Raw genomic sequence first — 20,107 nt, forward strand, 5'->3', positions numbered from 1 at the left:
ATAATATTAATGTCTTATAAATTATAAAATAAAATGCTTATTCCTTGTCTTTACAATTTAGAGATAAAGACCGCGTAGGCCATAAGGAGAAAAAAATGAAAAAATACGAAATAATGTATATTTTACGCCCCAATTTAGACAGCAAAGACGTTAAAAAAATTAATGACACTTTGCAAAATGTTTTTTTACAAGCCCCAAATCAAATTTTGGAACAAAACGAAATAGGATTAAAAGACCTAGCTTATCTTATTGATAATCATAAAAAAGGATATTACAATTGGTTAATGGTAAAAGCAGATAATGATGCTGTTTTAGAATTTAATCGTATTGTTAAAATTACTGAAGAAATTATTAGATTTATCTTTATCAAAGATAAAGAATAAGGAGTTTAATTCATATGATTAATAAAGTTATTTTAGTAGGTCGCATTACCAAAGACCCAGAACTAAAAAATACTAATAGTGGTACTTATGTTGTTAAATTTACTTTGGCAGTTAATAGAATTGTAAGTGCTTCTAGCGAAAAAAAAACTGATTTTATCAATTGTACTGTTTTTGGTAAACAAGCTGAAAATTTAGAAAAATATATTTCTAAAGGTGCTTTAATAGGTGTTGAAGGAAACATTAGAGTAGAAACTTGGGAAAAAGACGGTGTAACTAATTGGCAAACTAGTGTTGTTTGTAACAATGTCCAATTCTTAGAATCTAAAAAAAATCCTGATAATGCTTATGACAATTTCTAAAATTAAAAACAATTCTTAAATTAACTGATATAAATAATAAACAAATATAACAATCAAATCTTAAAACAAAAACATTAAATACAAGCGAACCAAACCAAACAACAATAAATATTTTCAATTTCAAAAGGAGCTACAAATGAAATTCAACAATAAAAAAAATACTTTTAAAAAACGTCGCAAAGTTTGTTTTTTTACTGAAAACAAAGTAACTAAAATTGATTTTAAAGACATAGAGCTTTTACAAAGATTTATTACTGACCGTGGAAGAATTCTTTCTAAAAGAGTAACAAATACTTCTGCTAAATGGCAACGTCAATTGGCAATTGCTATTAAAAGAGCTCGCCATATGGCTTTAATTCCTTTTATCCAACAATAAAAACAGGTGTTGCATCCTGTTTTTTTTATTAATTGCAAATATTAAAAACCAAATTTATCTAATTATTTAAATGCAAATGAGGGCAAAAAAAATTATGTTTTCTAAAAATAAACATAACACAAAATTTATTGTAATTGCTTGTGTAATTGTTGTTTTGATTTTAATTCTTTTTTGTTTGGATTTCCAAAATATCCAAGAAATTATCGAAACAATTAATCAATTAACCAACAATCAAAACCCAAGCCAAAATACTTCCAGCGAAATGAGTGGTATGCGTCGTAAAATCATTTTTTTCATTTTTAACTTTTTTGGAAAAATCATTTTAGCATCCTTTGTTATCAGTTTTTTGCTTCACATTAAAAAAAACGCCCAAATTAAAAGATTAAAAAACAAACTTTCTTTATGGTCTAAATTATCTTTTCACGTAAGTCAAATTGGAGAAGAAGTACTTAACGAACTTCCTATTGGTATTGTTTTAATTGATATTTCTAGTCAAGAAATTCAGTGGCTCAATCCTTACGCCAGTTTTATTTTGAAAAATCATGAAATCAATTCGCCCTTAGCTCAAATTAATGAAAATATGGCACAACTAATAAGCACTTCTGATGCAATCCCCAAAACTATTATCACTTTGGAAAACCAAAAATTTGAATGTTTTTATAAAAAAGATTTAAGTGTTTTTTACTTGTTTGATGCTACCGAAAAAGAACAAATCAAACATTTATTTTTACAAAAAACCTTATCTCTTGCCATGATTGCTTTTGATAATTTAGCAGAATCCTTAATTCGTTATGATCTTTCAGAACAATCACAAATACAAGGTGAATATTTAAGTGCTTTATCTGATTACATTGAACCTTATGAAGGTTATTTAAAACAATTGATAGACGACCGTTTTTTACTTCTTCTTAACCGCCAAAACTTAGATAAAATGTTAGAAAATAAATTTAGTATTTTGGATACCATCCGCAACATTTCTTACAAATATCAATTAAAAGTCACTCTTTCTATGGGAATTGCTTGTTGGAATTTGTCATATGAAAAACTGGCTACCTACAGTCAAAATGCAATTGAATTAGCTCAAAAAAGGGGTGGCGATCAAGTAGTTGTTAATATTGAAAATGAAAAAATTAAATATTTTGGTGCCAAAATTGCTTCTTTAAGTAAACAATCCAAAGTTCATGCTCGTATTAATGCCCAAAATTTGGTCGATATTTTGAAAAAACACCCCCATTGTTTTATCATGGGACACACTCACACCGACCTTGATGCTTTAGGTTCTGTCATTGCTTTTTACAAAATTGCAACCACTATCCATCCTGAAAGCAACAATTATATTATCCTTGATGAAGAAAAATTAGACAAAAGCCTCATTCCTGTTTATCATCAATTAATTAAAACTGAGGCAAAAATATCTCTAAATATTATTACAACCCAACAAGCCTCCAAAATGATTAAAGACAATTCCTTAATTGCAGTTTTGGATACTCAAACTAAAGATATGGTAAATAGTCCCGAACTTTTGTCACTAACGTCCAATATTGTAGTTGTTGATCACCACCGCGCTACCGAAGAAATTATTCCTTCTATTTTTTCTTACGTCGAATCATCTGCTTCTTCAACTGTTGAATTGCTTGTTGAAATTATGGGATTTTTGGAAAAAGAAGTCCACATTACTGCTTTTGAAGCAAGCATTATGTATGCAGGTATTTTAATTGATACTAACGCTTTTATTTATCGTACAAGTTCTAGAACTTTTGAAGTAACTTCCAAATTAAAAGATTTAGGCGCTGATGCAATTGAGGTTAAAAGTTGGTTACGTAAAGACTTTGATAAAGTTTTAGAAATTAATAAACTGATTTCTGAAATGGAAATTTTTATGGATAGATTTGCTATTATTCAAAGTTCTGCAATTTATGAAAATCGTTCTTTTTTAGCTCAAGTGGCAGAAAGTGTTCTAAACATTCGCAACGTTGATGCTGCCTTTATGATAGCTCAAATAGCAGATAATAAAATAGCAATTAGTGCTCGTTCTTACAATGAAATTAACGTTCAAACTATCATGGAACAAATGGAAGGTGGAGGACATCTCAATAGCGCTGCTACTCAATTAGAAGGAACTAATATCAAAACAGTTACAGACACTTTAAAACATTTTTTAAAATTAGAATATGAAAAAGGTGAAAAGAATATGGAAATTATTTTGTTAACTGACATTCCTAATAAAGGAAAAAAACACGAAATTATTAAAGTTAATAATGGTTATGGCAATTTTTTAATTCAAAATAAAAAAGCTCTTTTAGCAGACAAAACCAATTTAGCTGCAATTAAACAATCCCAAATGTTAGAACAAGAACAAAAACGTAATCACGAACTTTTAATGCATAAATTAAAACAAGAAATTGATGACAAAAAAATTACTCTAGATATTCAATTAGGACCTAAAGGAAAAATTTATGGAAAAATTACTCTCAAACAAATTGCTGAAGAATTTTTAAAAGTTCATAATATTACTCTTGACCGCAAAAAAATATCTTTAGAAGGTGAAATCATTGCTATTGGTATTTATCCTGTTGATGTTTTTCTAACTGATCAAATTAAGGCTACTTTTTTCCTTAATGTGACTGAAAGAAAAAACAAATGACCAATTATTCTAAAAATACTCCTTCAAGTCCTGAAGCAGAACGTGCTTTGTTAGGAGCTTTACTTTTAAACCCTGAAAAAATAGCTTTTACCTTAGATATGATTGCAGAAACTGACTTTTACAACTCTCATCACCAACATATTTTTAGAGCAATGAAAACTTTGCATGAAACTAACAAACAAATTGATTATTCTTCAGTAAGTGCTATTTTAGACAATGAAAAATTATTACAACAAATAGGAAATATCGATTATTTAAATGAATTATCTGATTTGATGCCTTCTACTCAACATATAGAAACCTATATTGATTTAATTAAGGAAACTGCTTTAAAAAGAGAAATTATCGAAACTGTCACTTCATTAGCACAAAAAGGATACGAAAACATTGATGTCCAAGAATATTTGGATTTTTCAGAAGAAAAAATCTTTAATTTAACTAAAAACAAAAAAACCAGTGAATTATTAAAATTAAAAATTTTGTTAAAAGACACTAAAGAAAAAAATATTCTTGCCAAACGCCATAAAGATTTAGTAGGTCTTTCCACTGGATATGATAATCTCAACAATATTACTTTAGGATTTAAGCCCGAAGAATTTATTATTTTAGCTGCTCGTCCTTCCATGGGAAAAAGTACTTTTATGCTTAATTTAGCTCTCAGAATTGCAAATCCCAAACACAATTATCAATCCCCTCATATTGCTATTTTTAGTTTAGAAATGTCAAACGAACAATTAGCTATGCGCATGTTAAGCACTCAATCAAAAATACAGCACAAAAAAATTCAATTGGGTAACACAAACAGAGAAGAAAAATTTTTGTTAGAAATATCAATAGAAAAAATGGATGATCTAAATATTTATTTTGATGATTCAGCTACAGTAAATATTTTAGATATTAAAGCTAAATGTCGCAAACTTAAAAGTCAAAACAAACTTGATATTGTAATGATAGATTATTTGCAACTTATCCGCAAAACTAATAAACACAACCGTCAAGAAGAAGTAGCAGAAATTTCTCAAAGTTTAAAACAAATGGCACGTGAATTAAAAATTCCTGTTATTGCCCTTTCACAATTATCAAGGGATGTAGAAAAAAGAGAAGACAAACGTCCCATTTTGGCTGACCTCAGAGATTCAGGTTCAATTGAACAAGACGCCGATATTGTAATGTTTTTGTACCGAGAAGGTTATTATGAAAAGGACAAAAAACCCGATTCTTCTGGACACACCCAAGTTATTATTGCCAAAAATCGTCAAGGATCAATTGGTATTAGAGAATTTATACTTGATTTTGATCATATGTTTTTTTCAGAAATCGAACCTAATATAAATGAATAAAAAAGCATTTTGATTGATTAAAATATTTTTTTAACCCCCCATTCTTTTTTAAAAAACAAAGAGGTAAATATGCTTGACAGATTAAAAATAATAAAACAAAAATATCAAGATTTACAAAAACTTTTGTTAAACGAACAAAACATAAACCAAAAAATTGACATTTTAAAAAATTTATCAAAATTAGAACCCACAGTAGAACTTTTTAACCGATACTTAAATTTAGAAACCGAATTTACTCAAATACAGACCATTTTAGAAACCCAACAAGATCAAGAATTATTGCTTTTAGCAAACCAAGAAAAAGATACTATTTTGTCAGAAAAAAAAACTACCTTAGATCAATTAAAAATTTTGCTCTTACCCCAAGATTCTTTTGATAAAAAAAATGTTGTCTTAGAAATTAAAGGTGCAGCTGGTGGCAACGAAGCGAATCTTTTTGCAGCTGATTTATTACGAACCTATGTTAAATACGCCGAAAGCAAAAAATGGAAAGTCGAAATCCTCAATCTAAATCCCAGCATTAAAGGCGGTCTTTCTTCCGTAGAACTTTTAATTTCTGGACAAAATATTTATTCTTTTTTAAAGTATGAATCAGGTGTGCATCGCGTCCAACGTGTTCCCGCTACCGAAGCCCAAGGGCGAATTCACACTTCTACTGCTGTTGTTTTGGTAGTTCCCGAAGCAGAAGAATTAGAATTAAAAATTGATTGGCATGACATTCGCACCGACACTTTTAATTCTAGCGGACCTGGTGGACAATCAGTAAACACTACTAAATCAGCTGTTAGACTTACTCATATACCTTCGGGAATTAGTGTTGCTTGTCAAGAAGGAAAAAGCCAGCACGAAAACAAAGATAAAGCATTTACCCTTTTAAAAACACGCATTTATAATCAAATGTTAACCACTAAACAAGAAGAAGAAAACAAACACAGAAAAAATTTAGTAGGAACTGGTGAAAGAAGCGAAAAAATAAGAACATACAATTACCCCCAAAATCGTATAACAGATCATAGAATTGGACTTACTTTACAAAAATTAGATATTATTATGGAAGGTAAACTCGATTTAGTTATTGAACCTTTGATTCATGAAGCCCAAAAAGAACAACTTGCCCAAAGTTAGTTTTGATGCAATTTCTTTTAAAAAACCAAAATCAAAACAATTCAATTAAAAAAACCAGTTTAAGATAAATAAAGATAAATAAAGATAAATAAAGGAATTATTGTGAAACCAAAAGATATTATTATTTTTCCAACCGATACAGTTTATGGTATGGGCGCTAAATTATATGATAAAAAAGGACTCAATTGCATTTATCAAATTAAAAAAAGACCTTTAAATAAAAGTATTGTTGTTTTGTGTGCATCTTTACAACAAGCAAAAAAATTGATCCAATTTAGTCCCAAAAGCCTTAAATTAGCTCTGCATTTTTGGCCAGGCCCTTTAACTTTAATTCTGCCTACCACTTTGAAATATTTTTCTAAAACAAAGGCAAAAACTTTAGGAGTAAGAATCCCCAATCATCCTTTAGCTTTGGAAATTTTAAAAAAAAATGGTCCTTTAAAGACCACTTCTGTTAATCAAAGCAATCATCCTCCACTAAATGATTACCAAACTATTTTTAATATTTATAACAATAAAATCGCCTTAATTTATCAAAACTATCACCCGATTTTAAAAATATCTTCAACTATTGTTGATCTAACCACTTTTCAACCAGTTATTTTAAGGCAAGGAACAATTACTCAAGAAGAAATTTTACAAATCTTAAAACCTTTGTGACCGTCAAAAAATTGTAAGTTATGTGCTTAGTTTTCAAATTACAAAAAAACCTTTTGCTTACCCAATAAAAACATTTCCAAACCGATATCTTTATTTACAGCACCCATTTTAATTTGATATTCTAATTCTATTAAATCTAAAAACAGTGTATTTAATTTTTGCGTTTCAATCAATTTTGCTTCTTTCATTAAAAAAAATACTTTGCCTTGTGAAACTGGCAAAACTTTTTGCACTTCTTCTGGGCTTTTTTTTTGTTGCAACATTTCTTTTACCAATAACAATTCTTTAATTTTATGAGCTAATTGATTTATAACGTGAAAAGCATTGATTTTTTGCGTTTTTAAGGTTTGATACATTTGATAAGCATCAATATAATTTTGTTTTAAAAAAAGATTAATTAATCCAAAAATATTGTCATTTTCTTTAAAAGCATTGATTTTTTGCACCAATTGCCAAGTTATATTTTTATCATTTGATTGAAATAATTTGATTTTTGTTATTTCTTGATGCAATAAATAAAGATTATAGTTAGTTTTGCTCACTAATTCTTGGATAGCTTTGGTATCAATTTGAAAACCATCTTTTTGAAAAACTTCCATGATATATTTAAAAAAATCTTTTTTCTCCAAAGTGTTTGTTGTTTTGCAAAGACAATATTTTTCCCAAATTTTTTGAACTTCAGATGCTTTAGTTGTTTTTTCTGCAAAAAAATATAAATCTAAATTGTTGTAAGGATTTTGTAAATAAGAAATTAAAAAAGCCATTTCTTGAGGTTTTTTTTGAAATAAAATTTCACTGTGATCCACCAAAACTACTTTTTTCCATGCGCTTTCAATCAAAGAAGTGGTTTGTAGTTCTTTTTGCAGCTCTGTTACAAGATCTTTTTGCATACAATAATAAACTACATCTAATTGTTTTTGCTTGCAAATATTAATTATTTTTTTTATTTTTTTTTCTAGAAAAAACCTTTGTTTTCCCCAAATTAAATGTATGTTATTTGTTTGTTCCAAATTAAAAACCTCATTTTGCCCTTTTATTATTAATTAATTGTTTGTTTTTTAAATGTTTTGCAAAAGATCAATTCAACATTATTATCATTATCACTATTGTTATTTTATCAAAAAAATATTATTATAAAACGATATCACAAAATATAAAGCAACAAAAATAATAATTTGCTATAATAATATTTGTAAACCACCTTCAAAAATTTCCCAAAATCACCAATCGCAAACAATTATAGACAAAAACAAAGAAAAGGAAAAACCAAAATGATTAAAAAAGCCACTTTTGTGCGTAGTATTGTCCATTTTAAAGATATTCCTTTGAAAAAACAACCCGAAATTGTTTTAATGGGCAGAAGCAACGTTGGCAAAAGCACTTTCATCAATGCTTTAACTCAAAGAAAAAAATTAGCTAAAATTTCTCAAACTCCTGGCAAAACCATCACCCTAAACTACTATGACATTAACGAATCTTTTTATTTGATCGATACTCCTGGATACGGTTATGCTAAAAAAAGTAAAGAAATTCAAAAGCAGTTATTGCCGATGATTATTTCTTTTTTGGAACAAACTTCTCATCTCAAAGCAGTCTTTCAGCTAATTGATTTTAAAGTGGGTGCTACCCAAGAAGACGATAGAATCCATCAAGCTCTTTTGCAAGCGGGTTTTGAGGTCGTCTTGTTATTTGTTAAAAAGGATAAAGTTAAAAAAAATCTTGTGCCCAAACAATTAAAAATGCTTGTTAATCACTTTCCCCAGATTAAATATTTTTTTTTGATTTCTTCAAAACAACAAGAAGGGCTGGAAGAATTAAAACTGTTTTTAAGTCAATTAATGGATCCAAATGCCAATGATTAAAAAAGGAGTCCCTTATTTTTTGGCTCTTTTATTTTTAGTTTTTCCAACTTTTTCACTTTGCAAAAAAATTTGTAATTTTTTTTATTTCCTCCAATCCATTTAAACATTTTCAAAACCCCAAACATAACCCCCAAAAAACTTTTAAAACCCAAAAACTTCAACCCTAAAAAAAGAAAATAGAAAGAAGCTAGCTTTTATGCAAACTAAATATGATTTTAAAAAAGTAGAACATCAAAGATACCAACAATGGTTAGAAAAAAAATATTTTTGTGCCAAACCAAACGCCAATAAAAAAACTTTTACTGTTGTAATTCCGCCTCCCAATGTAACAGGAAAACTGCATTTGGGACACGCTTGGAATAACACCATTCAAGATATTATTATAAGATTTAAAAAAATGCAAGGCTTTGATGTGCTCTTTTTGCCTGGGATGGATCATGCAGGAATTGCCACTCAAAATAAAGTTAAAGAACAATTAAAACAAGAAGGGCTTTTGACCAAAACTTTAAGTAAAGAAACTTTTTTAAAATATGCGTGGCAGTGGAAAGAAAAACATGCCCAAAATATTAGGCAACAATGGCAAGTTTTAGGGCTGCATCTAGATTATAATTTTGAAAAATTTACCCTTGATCCTGAATTGAGCCAAACAGTTCAAGAAGTTTTTGTCAAATTATACCAAAAAAAATTAATTTACAGAGATTATAAAATTATTAATTGGGACCCCGAAACTAAAACAGCCCTTTCTAATGTAGAAGTAAATTACCATGAAACTGAAGGAAAATTATATTATATTAAATATTTTTTGGTTGATTTTCCAACTAATTCCAATTTGTCTGACGCTTCTTTGGTTCCTTCTTTTTTAAAAATTGCAACCACTCGCCCCGAAACCATGTTTGCCGATCAAGCTTTAATGGTAAACCCTAACGATCCTAGATATCAATCTTTTATTGGCAAAAAAGTTTTTATTCCTGATACTAACATCCAAATTCCTGTTATTAGTGATAATTACGTAGATATTAATTTTGGTACAGGAGTTGTAAAAGTGACACCTGGACATGATATTAATGATTTTGAAGTAGCTAAAAGACATCATAAAAGACATCAATTAAAAGCTTTATTATGCATGAACGAAGATGGCACTATGAACGACTTAGCCTTGCAATATCAAGGATTAGACCGCTTTGTTTGTCGTCAAAAGTTAGTGCAAACTCTTAAACAAAAAGGATTTTTTACAAAAACCGAAAATCACCTTCATAAAGTAGGATATTCAAGTATTTCGGATGCCATCATCGAACCGCGTCTTTCTTTACAATGGTTTTTAAAAACCAAAGCCATCGCCCAAATTGCTTTAAAAACTAACAAAATCAATTTTTTTCCGCTTCGTTTTGAAAATATTTTTAATAATTGGCTCCAAAATATCGAAGACTGGTGTATTTCGCGTCAATTATGGTGGGGTCATCAAATTCCTGCTTGGCATAAAGGACAAGAAATTAAAGTTCAAATAGAAAGTCCTGGTCCAGAATGGAGCCTTGATTGTGATGTTTTGGATACTTGGTTTTCTTCTGCTTTGTGGCCTTTTAGCACTTTGGGATGGCCTAATTGCAATGCCCCTTTATTTCAAAATCGTTTTCCTATTGATGTTTTAGTAACAGGCTATGACATTTTAACTTTTTGGGTATCAAAAATGGTTTTTCAAAGTATTTTATTAACCCACAAAGACCCTTTTAAAGATGTTTTATTACATGGTTTAGTAAGAGATAACAAAGGACAAAAAATGTCTAAATCAAAAGGTAATGGTGTTGATCCTTTGGAAGTTGTTGCCAAATATGGTACCGATGCTCTTAGATGGTTTTTAACTACTAACGCTGCTCCTGGGTTTGATTTATTCTATGATGAGACTAAAGTTGCTTCATCTTGGAATTTTATTAATAAATTGTGGAATATTAGTCGTTTTGTAAAATTAAATACCAGCACCTTAGACACTGATTTTGATATCAATCTTTTGACTTTGACCCAAAAAGCCCTTTTAACACAATTGCATTTAACAACTCAAAAAGTAACAACTTTATATCAAAAATATGAATTAAAAGAAATTGGAAAAATTTTATATCACTTTGTTTGGGAAGATTTTGCTAATTGGCATTTAGAATTTGCCAAACATGATTTAGATCAGAATAACTCCAATTTAACAAACTTGCACAACAGTCAAAAATTTTTAGTTTATATGATGAAACATATTTTGCAACTCTTACATCCTTTTATTCCTTTTGTAACTGATACTCTTTATGAAAATTTTGACAATAAAACGAACATTACTCAAACCACTTTGCAAAAAACTTCTTATTGTAATTTAGATGCCTTAGCTGATTTTGAAAATCTTAAAAACTTAATTATTAAAACACGTCATTTAAGACAAGAATCCAATATCAATTGTAAATTAAATTTAGAATTAGAAGTTGCATCTCAATTTTCAACTATCCTCCAAGATTTCGTAAATTTGCAACAAGCTTTAGAAAAATTTTTCAAAACTTTACAAATTAAAATTACTAACAAAGTTACCAATTCAAAAAAAACTATTTGGTTAATTGAAAAAAATTTAAGTCTTTATATTGACCGCAAAACCCTAAACGAACTTAATGAAACCAAATTTGAAAGTAATTTTTTACAACAAAAAAATACCCTTCTTAAAGAAATTAAAAGAAGTGAAACCATTTTAAATAATCCATCTTTCTTGCAAAAAGCCGCAAGTGCCAAAATTGAAATTGAAAAAAAGAAATATGAAAGTTATTGTAAGCAATATCAAAAATTGTTAGAAAGTAAAAACAATTCTAATCCGCTAAATCCCAACAAAAAATAAAAAATTTAAATAAAACTATAAATGAATAATTTAAGCTTTGAAATTAAAAAACATTACAAGCAAAACCCCAACCCACCAATATTTTCCCAACCCAAACCATTTATTAAAGGAACTAACCAATGTCAAAAGATGATTCTATTAAAAAAACTGTTACTATAGGACTGAGTGCTGCGATATTTTTTGTTTTAAGTTGTTTTGCCTCTATTCCTGTGGGATTTAATGTAAGTATTGAAACTTCAGTCGCTTTTTTAGCTTTCATTGCTGTTGCTTTTGGTCCTGCGGTTGGTTTTTATGTAGGACTTATAGGGCACACCATTAAAGATTTTATTTTGTTTGGAAATGTTTCTTGGAATTGGGTTTTATGCTCTGCTCTTATTGGATTTATTTACGGATTGCCGCATAAAATAATTGATCTTAAATATCAAGTGTTTACCAAGAAAAAAATTGTTTACTTTTGGCTTTATCAGGTTGCTTGTAATTTTATAATTTGGGGTTTTTTTGCTCCTCAAAGTGATTTATTGATTTACGGACAACCACCTAAACTAGTTTATTTACAAAGTTTTTTGATAGTAATTTCTAATATTTTAGCTTATAGTGTAGTAGGAATTAAATTAATGTCTATGTATTCTTGTCATTACACTAAACAAGCTACTTTAATTAAAATTAATAATTCTTAAATATTTTTAAACATCCTTAATCAATTTTTTTATTTTATAACTTCAAAGAGGAACTTTATGCCAAAACCATTAATCATTTTTAAAGATTTTAGTTTTCAATATTATAGCCAACAAACACCAACTCTAAATCAAATTAATTTAACTATTTATGAAGGACAAAAAGTTTTGATTGTGGGCAAAAATGGCAGCGGTAAATCTACTTTTTTAAAATGTATTAATGGTTTGATTCCTCATAGTTATCAAGGAAAAATTACAGGTACTGTTATTATTAAGGATAAAGTCTTGACACAAACCAATATCTTTGATCTATCTTTGGATGTGGGTACCATTATGCAAGATACAGATAATCAATTTGTAGGTTTAACAGTAGCAGAAGATATAGCTTTTGCCTTGGAAAATGATGATTTGCCTCAAAGTGAAATATATCAAAAAGTAAATATGTGGGCACAAGATTTAGGATTGCAATCCTTTTTAGATTACAAACCACAAGAACTTTCTGAAGGTCACAAGCAATTAGCATCGATGGCAGGAGTTTTAATTTATAATCCTTCTATTTTGTTATTTGATGAATCTCTATCCAATCTTGATCCTGTTTCAAGAGCCAAAATGACTGCTTTAATAAAAACTATTCATCAAAAATATCATTCGACTATTTTAGTTATCGAACATTATTTAGAAGATATTTTAGATGATTCTTTTGATAGGGTAATAGTATTTGAAGATGAAAAAATTATTTATGACAATTCTCCCCAAAAATTAATTTTAGAAAATATTTTAACTAAACAAGGTATCCAAGAACCAACTTATATTAGTGCTTTGAAAAAGGTTGGTATCAATTTGGGAACTCTTCCTTATTTATTAAATTTGCCTGCCTTACAATCCTTAGATTTTGTTCAATATTTTTCCAATCAATTAACAAATTTAAAAAAATGTGCTATTTCTCAAAACGACCCAACTCAATTATTGCCTTTTTTCCCCAAACAATTTGCCCCATTTTGCCCCATTTTGCAATTACAAAATATTTCTTATCACTATGAATCCAAACAACCCAATATTTTAAATGACATTTCTTTGGATTTATTTCCAGGAAAAATGATTAGTATTGTTGGTAAAAATGGTAGTGGTAAATCTACTTTAGCCAAAGTTATTTGTGGTTTTTGTAATCCTCAAACAGGAACTATTTTATTAAATAATCAAGATTTAACACATTTGTCTTTACAACAAAGATCAGAAAAAATTGGTTTTGTCATGCAAAATCCCCACCATATGATTTCTCAAAAAACTGTTTTTGAAGAAGTAGCATTGGGGCTTTTAGGAAAACAACTTTCATTAACTGAAATAAAAACCAAAGTGCATGCCATTTTGAAAACTTGTAATTTGGATTGTTTTGTTAACTGGCCTATTTCTGCTCTTAGTTTTGGACAAAAAAAAAGACTTACCATTGCTTCTATTTTAGTGATGCAACCCCAAATTCTTATTTTGGATGAACCTACCATAGGACAAGATTTAAAACATCACACACAAATTATGACTTTTTTACAAAAGTTAAATAATAAAGGAATTACCATTATAATTATTACTCATGATATGTCTTTAATGCTTAATTATACTCAAAGAACTTTGGTTTTGGAACAAGGAAAAATTATTGCAAATACTACTCCTTTAAAAATTTTTACAGATATGTCTTTAATTCAAAAAACTTCTCTCAATCCTATCAGCTTGATTGTTCTTATCAATAAATTGCCATTTACATCAGAACAAAAAAATGTTTTGTTAACTCAAATGTTGGCTTTTTTAAAGGAGGATTGTTGTTATGGCAAATAGTATGTTACAATATTTACCAGGTAATACTTTCATTTATAAAATCCAAGGAGCAACTAAGCTATTGTTTTTAATTTTGGTTTCAGTTGCTTGTATGATGGTCTATCATATATGGTTTTTGTTAGGACTTGTCTTTTTTTCTTTGTTTTTGTTTTGGTGTGCTCAAATTAAATGGCAGCAAGTAGCGTTTGTAGTTAAAGGAACTTTCTTTTTTTTGTTTGTAAATAATATTATTATTTTTTTTTGTTTTAGAAATTATGGTACTCAAATATATAACTCCAAAACCCCCATTCCTTTATTTTTTAATCTTTTAACCCAAGAACAATTATTTTATCAATTTAATGTGTTGTTAAAATATTGTTGTATTATTCCTTTATTTTTAATCTTTATTATAACTACTAATCCCAGTCAATTAGCTGCTAGTTTAAATAAATTAGGGGTTAGTTATAAAATTAGTTATGCTTTTGCCCTTACTATTCGTTATATTCCTGAAATTCAAAAAGATTTTAAAAATATTTCTCTCAATCAACAAGCACGAGGTATTAAAGTTGTTAAAAAAACTCATTTTTTGGCTTGTATTATTGCAGATATTAAAAGAATTGCCCTTATTATTCCTCCTTTGATTTTCTTTAATTTAGATAAAATTGATGTAATTACTAATGCTATGCAATTGAGGCGTTTTGGTAAATACAAAACAAGAACTTGGTATTATGAAAAATCTTTTAGTATTCTTGATTTGTTTACTTTTTTATTAGGATTGGCACTTCTTTTGCTTGGTGTGTGGCTTTTGTGCCTTTATGATAGGTTTTATTATCCTTTTGCCCAAAACCCTTTTTGATAAAATATTGCCAAATTATTAACATCAAACAATTAAATATTTTGAAAAATTATAAGATCAACTCTAAAAAGTTGGTTTTTTTTGTTATATAAAATTGCAAGAAAAACACTCATGATATAAAGATGAGTGAGCAAAACATTCCTTTTTTGTGATAAAATGATGTTAATAGTAATATTTTTTATTTTTAAATTGCTGTTGTAAAAAAAGATAAAGGGGTGAAAAAGTGTTAGATGGTTAATAAAAAAATGTCAATATACTTTTAAAGTATTTTTGATGCAATTTAGCAAAAAAATTGTATTTTTGTATTTTTAGTGTATTTTTAATTTTTTAAGTTTTTAAATATTGAGTTTTTTTGTTTTTAAAATATATTTTTATTTTTTAGTTTTATTTTTGAATTTTTAAATATTTTTGTTATAAATCTCAGTTTATATCAAAATAATACTAAATATTTATTTTTATTTTTAATTTTAAAAAAACTTAACTTATTTGGTGTCATGTGTTATATTTTTAAAATATTAAAATACTTGATACAATATTTAAATACCAAAATTACTGCAATTTTACTATTTATATAAAACAATATTAGAAAGTATTTTTGCAATATTATATAAAATATAAAATCATATAAAAATCATATAAAAAGAAAAGGAAATAAAGGGAAAATAAATGTCAAAGAAAAATAAAGGAGTTCCAAAAGCTGCACTGTTCCGTTTTTTTAGACACTTTTTTATTTCAAAATTACTCTTTAAGACTTAAAATTAAATAGATAATTTCATATCTTTTCAAACTAACAAATAATTTCATTAAACTTAAAAAGTGTCTAAAAAAACGGAACAGTTCATTGTGTACTGATAAAGATTATGCTTTGTGTTTGAAAAACCGACCTATTAAAGGGAATAAGAGTATTTTTTATGATGATTATTTAATGCATAAAATAGATGAAAAAGGTAATATTAAAATACCTCAAAATTATTACGAGAAAAAGAATGTTAAAGTGCCAAAAATTACTTTGCTTTGGGCTAATGCTTATGCATCTGTTATGAATAAAAATAATATAAAACATTATAAACATTTAAATCCAATTAGTCAAAACGTTCAAATTTTTAGACCATCAAAAAAAATCTTTTATTTGAAAAAATTGAAATTAGTAAATGTAAAGTTTTTTATAAAGGTACTTTTGATAAAAAAGATTATGTTAATAAAATTGTTTCATATGTTAGTAAATATGTTTCTAAAAATGATAAACAAATTGAATCAAATTCTAATAAAGGAATTGATTTTTATAGTCGTCATTTGTTTGGATTTTCTCGTACATGTTTTTCTTGTCCTCAAAAATCTTTTTTGGCATTATTTCCTTATGATAGCGATAGATTACACGCGTGTTGGTTATTTACGTGCAGCCCCGCTCCAAACCGTACAAGCAAGTTTCCAAGCATACGGCTTTCCCATTCACAGCCTATTTCTAGGGTCTTCTAAATATCACTATTTAGTTGATTGATTATTCAGACGTTTATTATTTTCCTATTGTCATTGAAGCTTATTATTTGTTCGTTGGTTCTCCTTCTATGGCACTGTTTACATAGCACCATAGTTGCTTTATTCATCACGCTTTGCTAGTTGCGATTTCGCACTGTCTTAGTGTGGTGTATTTCCAACTTAACGTCATACCTTTGGCACATTTCACATTCTTCCGCTTTTAAACGGTCTGTGAGATGTGTACGACTTAGGTATATATTCGGATTAGGAATGATATCAAGGTTAATATCCTTATATCTTCTCATCCTTTTAATCCTATCCCAGGTGTACTTCGGCCAGGTTTCATATCTTGGTTTTGTTTTTATCGTGTACTTGACACCCCAAGTCCCCTGACCTCGGTTCAATTTCTTACGGACTCTGGCGATGGAAGTTTTGTATTTCCCCGCTATTGTCTTTAAACAAGAGTACTCTGCAATATAGGCCAACTTTGTTAACTGATTCAGGTTTCTTCCATATGCGAAGTATCTGATTATACCTTCAGCCACTCTTTTATATGACTTAATTATTTCTAATTCGTCTCTAAAATGTAGTTGTCTATCATGTATAATCTTTCTCTTCTTAGAGTCCGTCATCCATTTTTTGCATCTTTTGTCTATCTCATCCTTCGGAATTCCGATATCGGTTTCTCCGTTAAGCGTTTTCCTTGCAGATTTATTTTTAGACGATGCCGTTGGGTTGACTCTTATGAGGTATGAAAGAAATTTTGTTCCCTTTTGTGCTGGTACGATTTTGGATTTGTCATAAGATATTGACAATCCTAAATCCCGTACTAACCAGGATACCACCTTTTGTTGTAGTTCGTTGGCCTGTTCCATTGTTCCTGTACACCCGATGATGAAGTCGTCCGCATAGCGAATGTATTCTACTCTAATGTTTGGATTTATGTTAATGTCTCTCGCGACTTTAGCTTTTCTTACAAGTCCTAAACGTTGTAATTTTCTATATTTAGGATTGACTTTCCTTTTTGGTATTCCTTGTTCTATTAGTTTTTCCATCTTTTCGTCAATTTGATGAAGGTAGATGTTAGCTAATAAAGGAGATATAATTCCACCTTGGGGAGCGCCCGAGAAGGTCTTTTGAAAAACCCAGTTATCCATTATGCCTGCCTCCAACCATTGTTTTATGGTTTTGAGGGTTTTGGCTTTACGGATGTCTTTGCTGAGAAGTTTTAACAATATGTCATGATTAATTGTGTCAAAGAAGCCTTTGATATCAATTTTTATTAACCATTTTATTCCCTTAAATCTCTCCTTAATGCGTTTAATTGCATCATGTGGTGATTTGTTAGGTCTAAATCCATAGCTCCATTTTGAGAATTTTACTTCATAAAATGGATTGAGTAGTTGGTACATTGTCTGTTGGATTATTCTATCCTCCATTGTCGGGATACCTAATGGTCTTTTATCTCCGTTAGGTTTGGGGATATAAACTCTCCTGAGGGGCTTGGGTTGGTATTGATTGGTTCTGTATTTATCATTTAACCCGATAATGTAGTTCCAATCTTTTCCGTCAATAGTTTGACCGTCCGTCCCATGCGTCCCTGCACCGTCATTCCCTGCAACCTTGTTGAAGGCGAATGTGATGTTATCCAGGGAGTTCATATCTTGTTGCAGTTCCTTTTTCAAGGTTAACCTGTTTAATGATTTTGTCTGAACTCTATTCAGTAAGTTTGAAAGCTTAGAAGTTTTATCTGCTTCATTTGGTTGCATTTGCATCAACCTCCTTTCTCCCGAACTGAATAATTCACTGTGAATCTAACTTCTTCGCCTTGTACCTAGCTTTCCTAGGCTCCGTGTGAGGGCAATTATCTTGGTTATTCCAAACCAAGTTTTAATTCCTCCGACTACTAAAAGTCTCTTTTTCCTTGAACCCAAAGGCATTTTAATTTCCTCTGTTTGGGGTGGTTTTTAGGAATCTCGAATTTCCGACATCATTATGCCCGATAGTTTTAGGTTCGCTTTCGTTGTTAAAGCTTGTGGCTAGACTAGAACACTTTGTTTCCGCCAACGACATCATGAAGGGTGCTAATTAAAGCTACATGTGATTATATATAAAGACTTAAATCATATCTTCATATCTTACCTTCATTCGAGGGATTTTTGTAGGCGATTAAAGAACCATTAAAAAAAATACCAACTTTTAAGTTGGTTTCCTTATTGTTTCTAAATACTAAAAAATATTTTTCTTATTAAATAATAAAAAAGGAGATTAAAATGGCGAGAAATTACAGACGTTCTTATTTCAGTAAAAAATCTTTTAGAAGAAATAAATTAACTTTAGGCGGTTTTTTATGTGTTGGGTTTTACCTACATTAGGTATTGTTATTCCTTTGATTGTTTATTTTGCTTCAAAAGGTTATTTATCAATAGCTAAATAATAAAAAGGAGAATAAAAAATGACTTTAAGACAAATATTAATTTTAATTGCTCTTGGTTGTATTTTTATATTTGCAGCTTATAAACTTGGTTTTATTGTTCCTGATGCAACTAAAATTACATGGATTAAATAAATGAGTGTTTTTTTAAAAAAACACTCATTAAGGATAATATATGAATATATGAATAAATTAAGTTAAAATTAAGGATTTTTTTAAAATGGATAAAAAACAAAAAATAAAGAAAGAATTTCACGAACATTGTCAATGTTGCGGAAGTTATTTGGGAATAAATATCAATGATGTTTATTTGAATTTATTTGGTTTTATAATGTTTTCTATTATATTTTTTAGTTGTGGGATTTTATTATTATATTCTTCTTTAATTGTTTTATTAGGTTATTTTTTCAATGTAATAATTTTTAATGAAGAATTTTTTTTAATTCTTGGTTTTATTTCGGTTATTAGTTTGCTTTTATTTTTTTTAATAGCTAAATTTATGCCTAAATTACTTTTTGAAAAAATAGATTATGAAAAGGTTGAAAAAGAATAAAGGAAAATTAGATGAAAAAATATAATTTATTAGATAATTTTATTTGTTTATTGATGGGTTCAATTATTGGTATATTTTTATATATTAATTTTTTTATCAAAAATAATAAAGAAATAGAAATAATTAAACAAAATAATAAACCAGTTGAAATAATAAAGGAAATTGAAAAGCCAATAAAAATTATTGAATATGTTAATTTAATTGATTCTCAAAAATTAGATTTAATAAATGAATTAAAAAATAATTTTATAAGTTATAATAAACAAAATTATTTATATAAAAAAGATATTGAAAATATTTTAAATAATTTTATAGAAAGGAATAATTAATGGATTTGCAACAAACAATTATTAATATTGTTGAATCTAAAGTATTTATTTCTTTTACTTCTTTTATCTTTGGTATTTTTATTTATTGGCTTTATTTTTATATCAAAGAATTAAAAAGTAAGTATGATTTTAGTGATGAATTACGAGATATAGTAAACCATTATCTTAAAAAAGGTAAAATTAGTATTAGTGAATATGGTGCCTTAGTTAGATTAATGGCAAATATGGGAAATTACCTAGGTATATATAGAAAACATGTTGAAACAATGATTAAAGAATTTGGAGAACATGGAGGACTTAATTTTTCTGAGGGTATTTTTGATGAAAAAGATAATAATCAAGAAAATAAAGAAAATAATAATTTAGATGAAAT

18 protein-coding genes are annotated in these 20,107 nt (G+C 28.3%); 16 read left to right on the top strand and 2 right to left on the bottom strand.

Annotation, left to right across the window (positions count from 1 at the left end; all coding sequences use genetic code 11):
- The first annotated feature begins 95 nt into the window (after positions 1-95).
- From rpsF to AACP42_RS02680, 7 genes are all read left to right on the top strand, one after another.
- Entirely contained in the window at positions 96-383 is a 288-nt protein-coding gene (gene rpsF, locus AACP42_RS02650) for a 30S ribosomal protein S6 (protein ID WP_034172155.1), read from the top strand.
- A gap of 14 nt (positions 384-397) precedes the next feature.
- Positions 398-742 carry a single-stranded DNA-binding protein gene (locus AACP42_RS02655; protein WP_011160385.1) on the top strand — a complete coding sequence of 115 codons (345 nt, stop codon included), beginning with the start codon at positions 398-400 and terminating at the stop codon, positions 740-742.
- A gap of 136 nt (positions 743-878) precedes the next feature.
- Positions 879-1,118, top strand: coding sequence for a 30S ribosomal protein S18 (gene rpsR / locus AACP42_RS02660; protein ID WP_212508970.1), 240 nt, complete (start codon positions 879-881; stop codon positions 1,116-1,118).
- A 94-nt stretch (positions 1,119-1,212) separates the two neighbouring features.
- Entirely contained in the window at positions 1,213-3,762 is a 2,550-nt protein-coding gene (gene rplI, locus AACP42_RS02665) for a 50S ribosomal protein L9 (RefSeq protein WP_212775458.1), read from the top strand.
- A complete protein-coding gene (dnaB, locus tag AACP42_RS02670; protein WP_212508968.1) occupies positions 3,759-5,102 on the top strand; it encodes a replicative DNA helicase in 1,344 nt (447 codons plus the stop codon). The genes rplI and dnaB overlap by 4 nt, the downstream gene beginning before the upstream one ends.
- A 69-nt stretch (positions 5,103-5,171) precedes the next feature.
- On the top strand, positions 5,172-6,227 hold the full coding sequence (prfA, locus tag AACP42_RS02675; RefSeq protein WP_212775460.1) for a peptide chain release factor 1: 1,056 nt from the start codon (positions 5,172-5,174) through the stop codon (positions 6,225-6,227).
- A gap of 102 nt (positions 6,228-6,329) precedes the next feature.
- Positions 6,330-6,887, top strand: a complete 558-nt coding sequence (locus AACP42_RS02680) for an L-threonylcarbamoyladenylate synthase (protein WP_212775461.1) — start codon at positions 6,330-6,332, stop codon at positions 6,885-6,887.
- Between the two features lie 38 nt (positions 6,888-6,925).
- Here AACP42_RS02680 and holA read toward each other — a convergent pair whose 3' ends face one another.
- Entirely contained in the window at positions 6,926-7,897 is a 972-nt protein-coding gene (holA, locus tag AACP42_RS02685) for a DNA polymerase III subunit delta (protein ID WP_212775462.1), read from the bottom strand.
- A 261-nt stretch (positions 7,898-8,158) separates the two neighbouring features.
- Between holA and yihA the strand changes: the two genes are divergently transcribed.
- The 6 genes from yihA (at position 8,159) to AACP42_RS02715 (ending at position 16,440) form a co-directional block, all read left to right on the top strand.
- A complete protein-coding gene (gene yihA, locus AACP42_RS02690; RefSeq protein ID WP_011160392.1) occupies positions 8,159-8,749 on the top strand; it encodes a ribosome biogenesis GTP-binding protein YihA/YsxC in 591 nt (196 codons plus the stop codon).
- A gap of 196 nt (positions 8,750-8,945) precedes the next feature.
- Positions 8,946-11,606 (top strand): valine--tRNA ligase, encoded by a 2,661-nt coding sequence (locus tag AACP42_RS02695; RefSeq protein ID WP_212775463.1) that lies wholly within the window; start codon positions 8,946-8,948, stop codon positions 11,604-11,606.
- A gap of 119 nt (positions 11,607-11,725) precedes the next feature.
- Positions 11,726-12,283: an ECF-type riboflavin transporter substrate-binding protein gene (locus AACP42_RS02700; protein WP_212508963.1), complete on the top strand. Its 558-nt coding sequence runs from the start codon at positions 11,726-11,728 to the stop codon at positions 12,281-12,283.
- A gap of 57 nt (positions 12,284-12,340) precedes the next feature.
- Positions 12,341-14,107: an ABC transporter ATP-binding protein gene (locus tag AACP42_RS02705; RefSeq protein ID WP_212775464.1), complete on the top strand. Its 1,767-nt coding sequence runs from the start codon at positions 12,341-12,343 to the stop codon at positions 14,105-14,107.
- Entirely contained in the window at positions 14,097-14,942 is an 846-nt protein-coding gene (locus AACP42_RS02710) for an energy-coupling factor transporter transmembrane component T family protein (protein ID WP_212775465.1), read from the top strand. The genes AACP42_RS02705 and AACP42_RS02710 overlap by 11 nt, the downstream gene beginning before the upstream one ends.
- 841 nt (positions 14,943-15,783) lie before the next feature.
- Positions 15,784-16,440, top strand: coding sequence for a hypothetical protein (locus AACP42_RS02715; RefSeq protein ID WP_339332573.1), 657 nt, complete (start codon positions 15,784-15,786; stop codon positions 16,438-16,440).
- Positions 16,441-16,555: 115 nt separating this feature from the next.
- Here AACP42_RS02715 and ltrA read toward each other — a convergent pair whose 3' ends face one another.
- Positions 16,556-18,187 (bottom strand): group II intron reverse transcriptase/maturase, encoded by a 1,632-nt coding sequence (ltrA, locus tag AACP42_RS02720; RefSeq protein ID WP_339332557.1) that lies wholly within the window; start codon positions 18,185-18,187, stop codon positions 16,556-16,558.
- A gap of 885 nt (positions 18,188-19,072) precedes the next feature.
- On the opposite strand from ltrA, the gene AACP42_RS02725 reads away from it, so the two are divergent.
- From AACP42_RS02725 to AACP42_RS02735, 3 genes are all read left to right on the top strand, one after another.
- Positions 19,073-19,405 (top strand): hypothetical protein, encoded by a 333-nt coding sequence (locus AACP42_RS02725; protein ID WP_212775629.1) that lies wholly within the window; start codon positions 19,073-19,075, stop codon positions 19,403-19,405.
- An 11-nt stretch (positions 19,406-19,416) separates the two neighbouring features.
- Positions 19,417-19,734, top strand: a complete 318-nt coding sequence (locus AACP42_RS02730; protein ID WP_212775630.1) for a hypothetical protein — start codon at positions 19,417-19,419, stop codon at positions 19,732-19,734.
- Positions 19,734-20,107, top strand: a 374-nt coding sequence (locus AACP42_RS02735) for a hypothetical protein (RefSeq protein WP_339332574.1), incomplete at its 3' end; no start/stop codon positions are given. The genes AACP42_RS02730 and AACP42_RS02735, both read left to right, overlap by 1 nt.

The sequence above is a fragment of the Hydrangea phyllody phytoplasma genome (assembly GCF_036985185.1).
GTDB lineage: Bacteria > Bacillota_I > Bacilli_A > Acholeplasmatales > Acholeplasmataceae > Phytoplasma > Phytoplasma asteris.

What these genes read in the sequence shown, in the direction of transcription:
- dnaB (WP_212508968.1), top strand. Translation starts at nt 3,759, where the DNA reads ATGACCAATTATTCTAAAAATACTCCTTCAAGTCCTGAAGCAGAACGT.
- rplI (WP_212775458.1), top strand. Translation starts at nt 1,213, where the DNA reads ATGTTTTCTAAAAATAAACATAACACAAAATTTATTGTAATTGCTTGT.
- AACP42_RS02695 (WP_212775463.1), top strand. Translation starts at nt 8,946, where the DNA reads ATGCAAACTAAATATGATTTTAAAAAAGTAGAACATCAAAGATACCAA.
- rpsF (WP_034172155.1), top strand. Translation starts at nt 96, where the DNA reads ATGAAAAAATACGAAATAATGTATATTTTACGCCCCAATTTAGACAGC.
- AACP42_RS02705 (WP_212775464.1), top strand. Translation starts at nt 12,341, where the DNA reads ATGCCAAAACCATTAATCATTTTTAAAGATTTTAGTTTTCAATATTAT.
- AACP42_RS02710 (WP_212775465.1), top strand. Translation starts at nt 14,097, where the DNA reads ATGGCAAATAGTATGTTACAATATTTACCAGGTAATACTTTCATTTAT.
- AACP42_RS02655 (WP_011160385.1), top strand. Translation starts at nt 398, where the DNA reads ATGATTAATAAAGTTATTTTAGTAGGTCGCATTACCAAAGACCCAGAA.
- prfA (WP_212775460.1), top strand. Translation starts at nt 5,172, where the DNA reads ATGCTTGACAGATTAAAAATAATAAAACAAAAATATCAAGATTTACAA.
- AACP42_RS02730 (WP_212775630.1), top strand. Translation starts at nt 19,417, where the DNA reads ATGAAAAAATATAATTTATTAGATAATTTTATTTGTTTATTGATGGGT.
- AACP42_RS02725 (WP_212775629.1), top strand. Translation starts at nt 19,073, where the DNA reads ATGGATAAAAAACAAAAAATAAAGAAAGAATTTCACGAACATTGTCAA.
- yihA (WP_011160392.1), top strand. Translation starts at nt 8,159, where the DNA reads ATGATTAAAAAAGCCACTTTTGTGCGTAGTATTGTCCATTTTAAAGAT.
- rpsR (WP_212508970.1), top strand. Translation starts at nt 879, where the DNA reads ATGAAATTCAACAATAAAAAAAATACTTTTAAAAAACGTCGCAAAGTT.
- AACP42_RS02700 (WP_212508963.1), top strand. Translation starts at nt 11,726, where the DNA reads ATGTCAAAAGATGATTCTATTAAAAAAACTGTTACTATAGGACTGAGT.
- ltrA (WP_339332557.1), bottom strand. Translation starts at nt 18,187, where the DNA reads ATGCAACCAAATGAAGCAGATAAAACTTCTAAGCTTTCAAACTTACTG.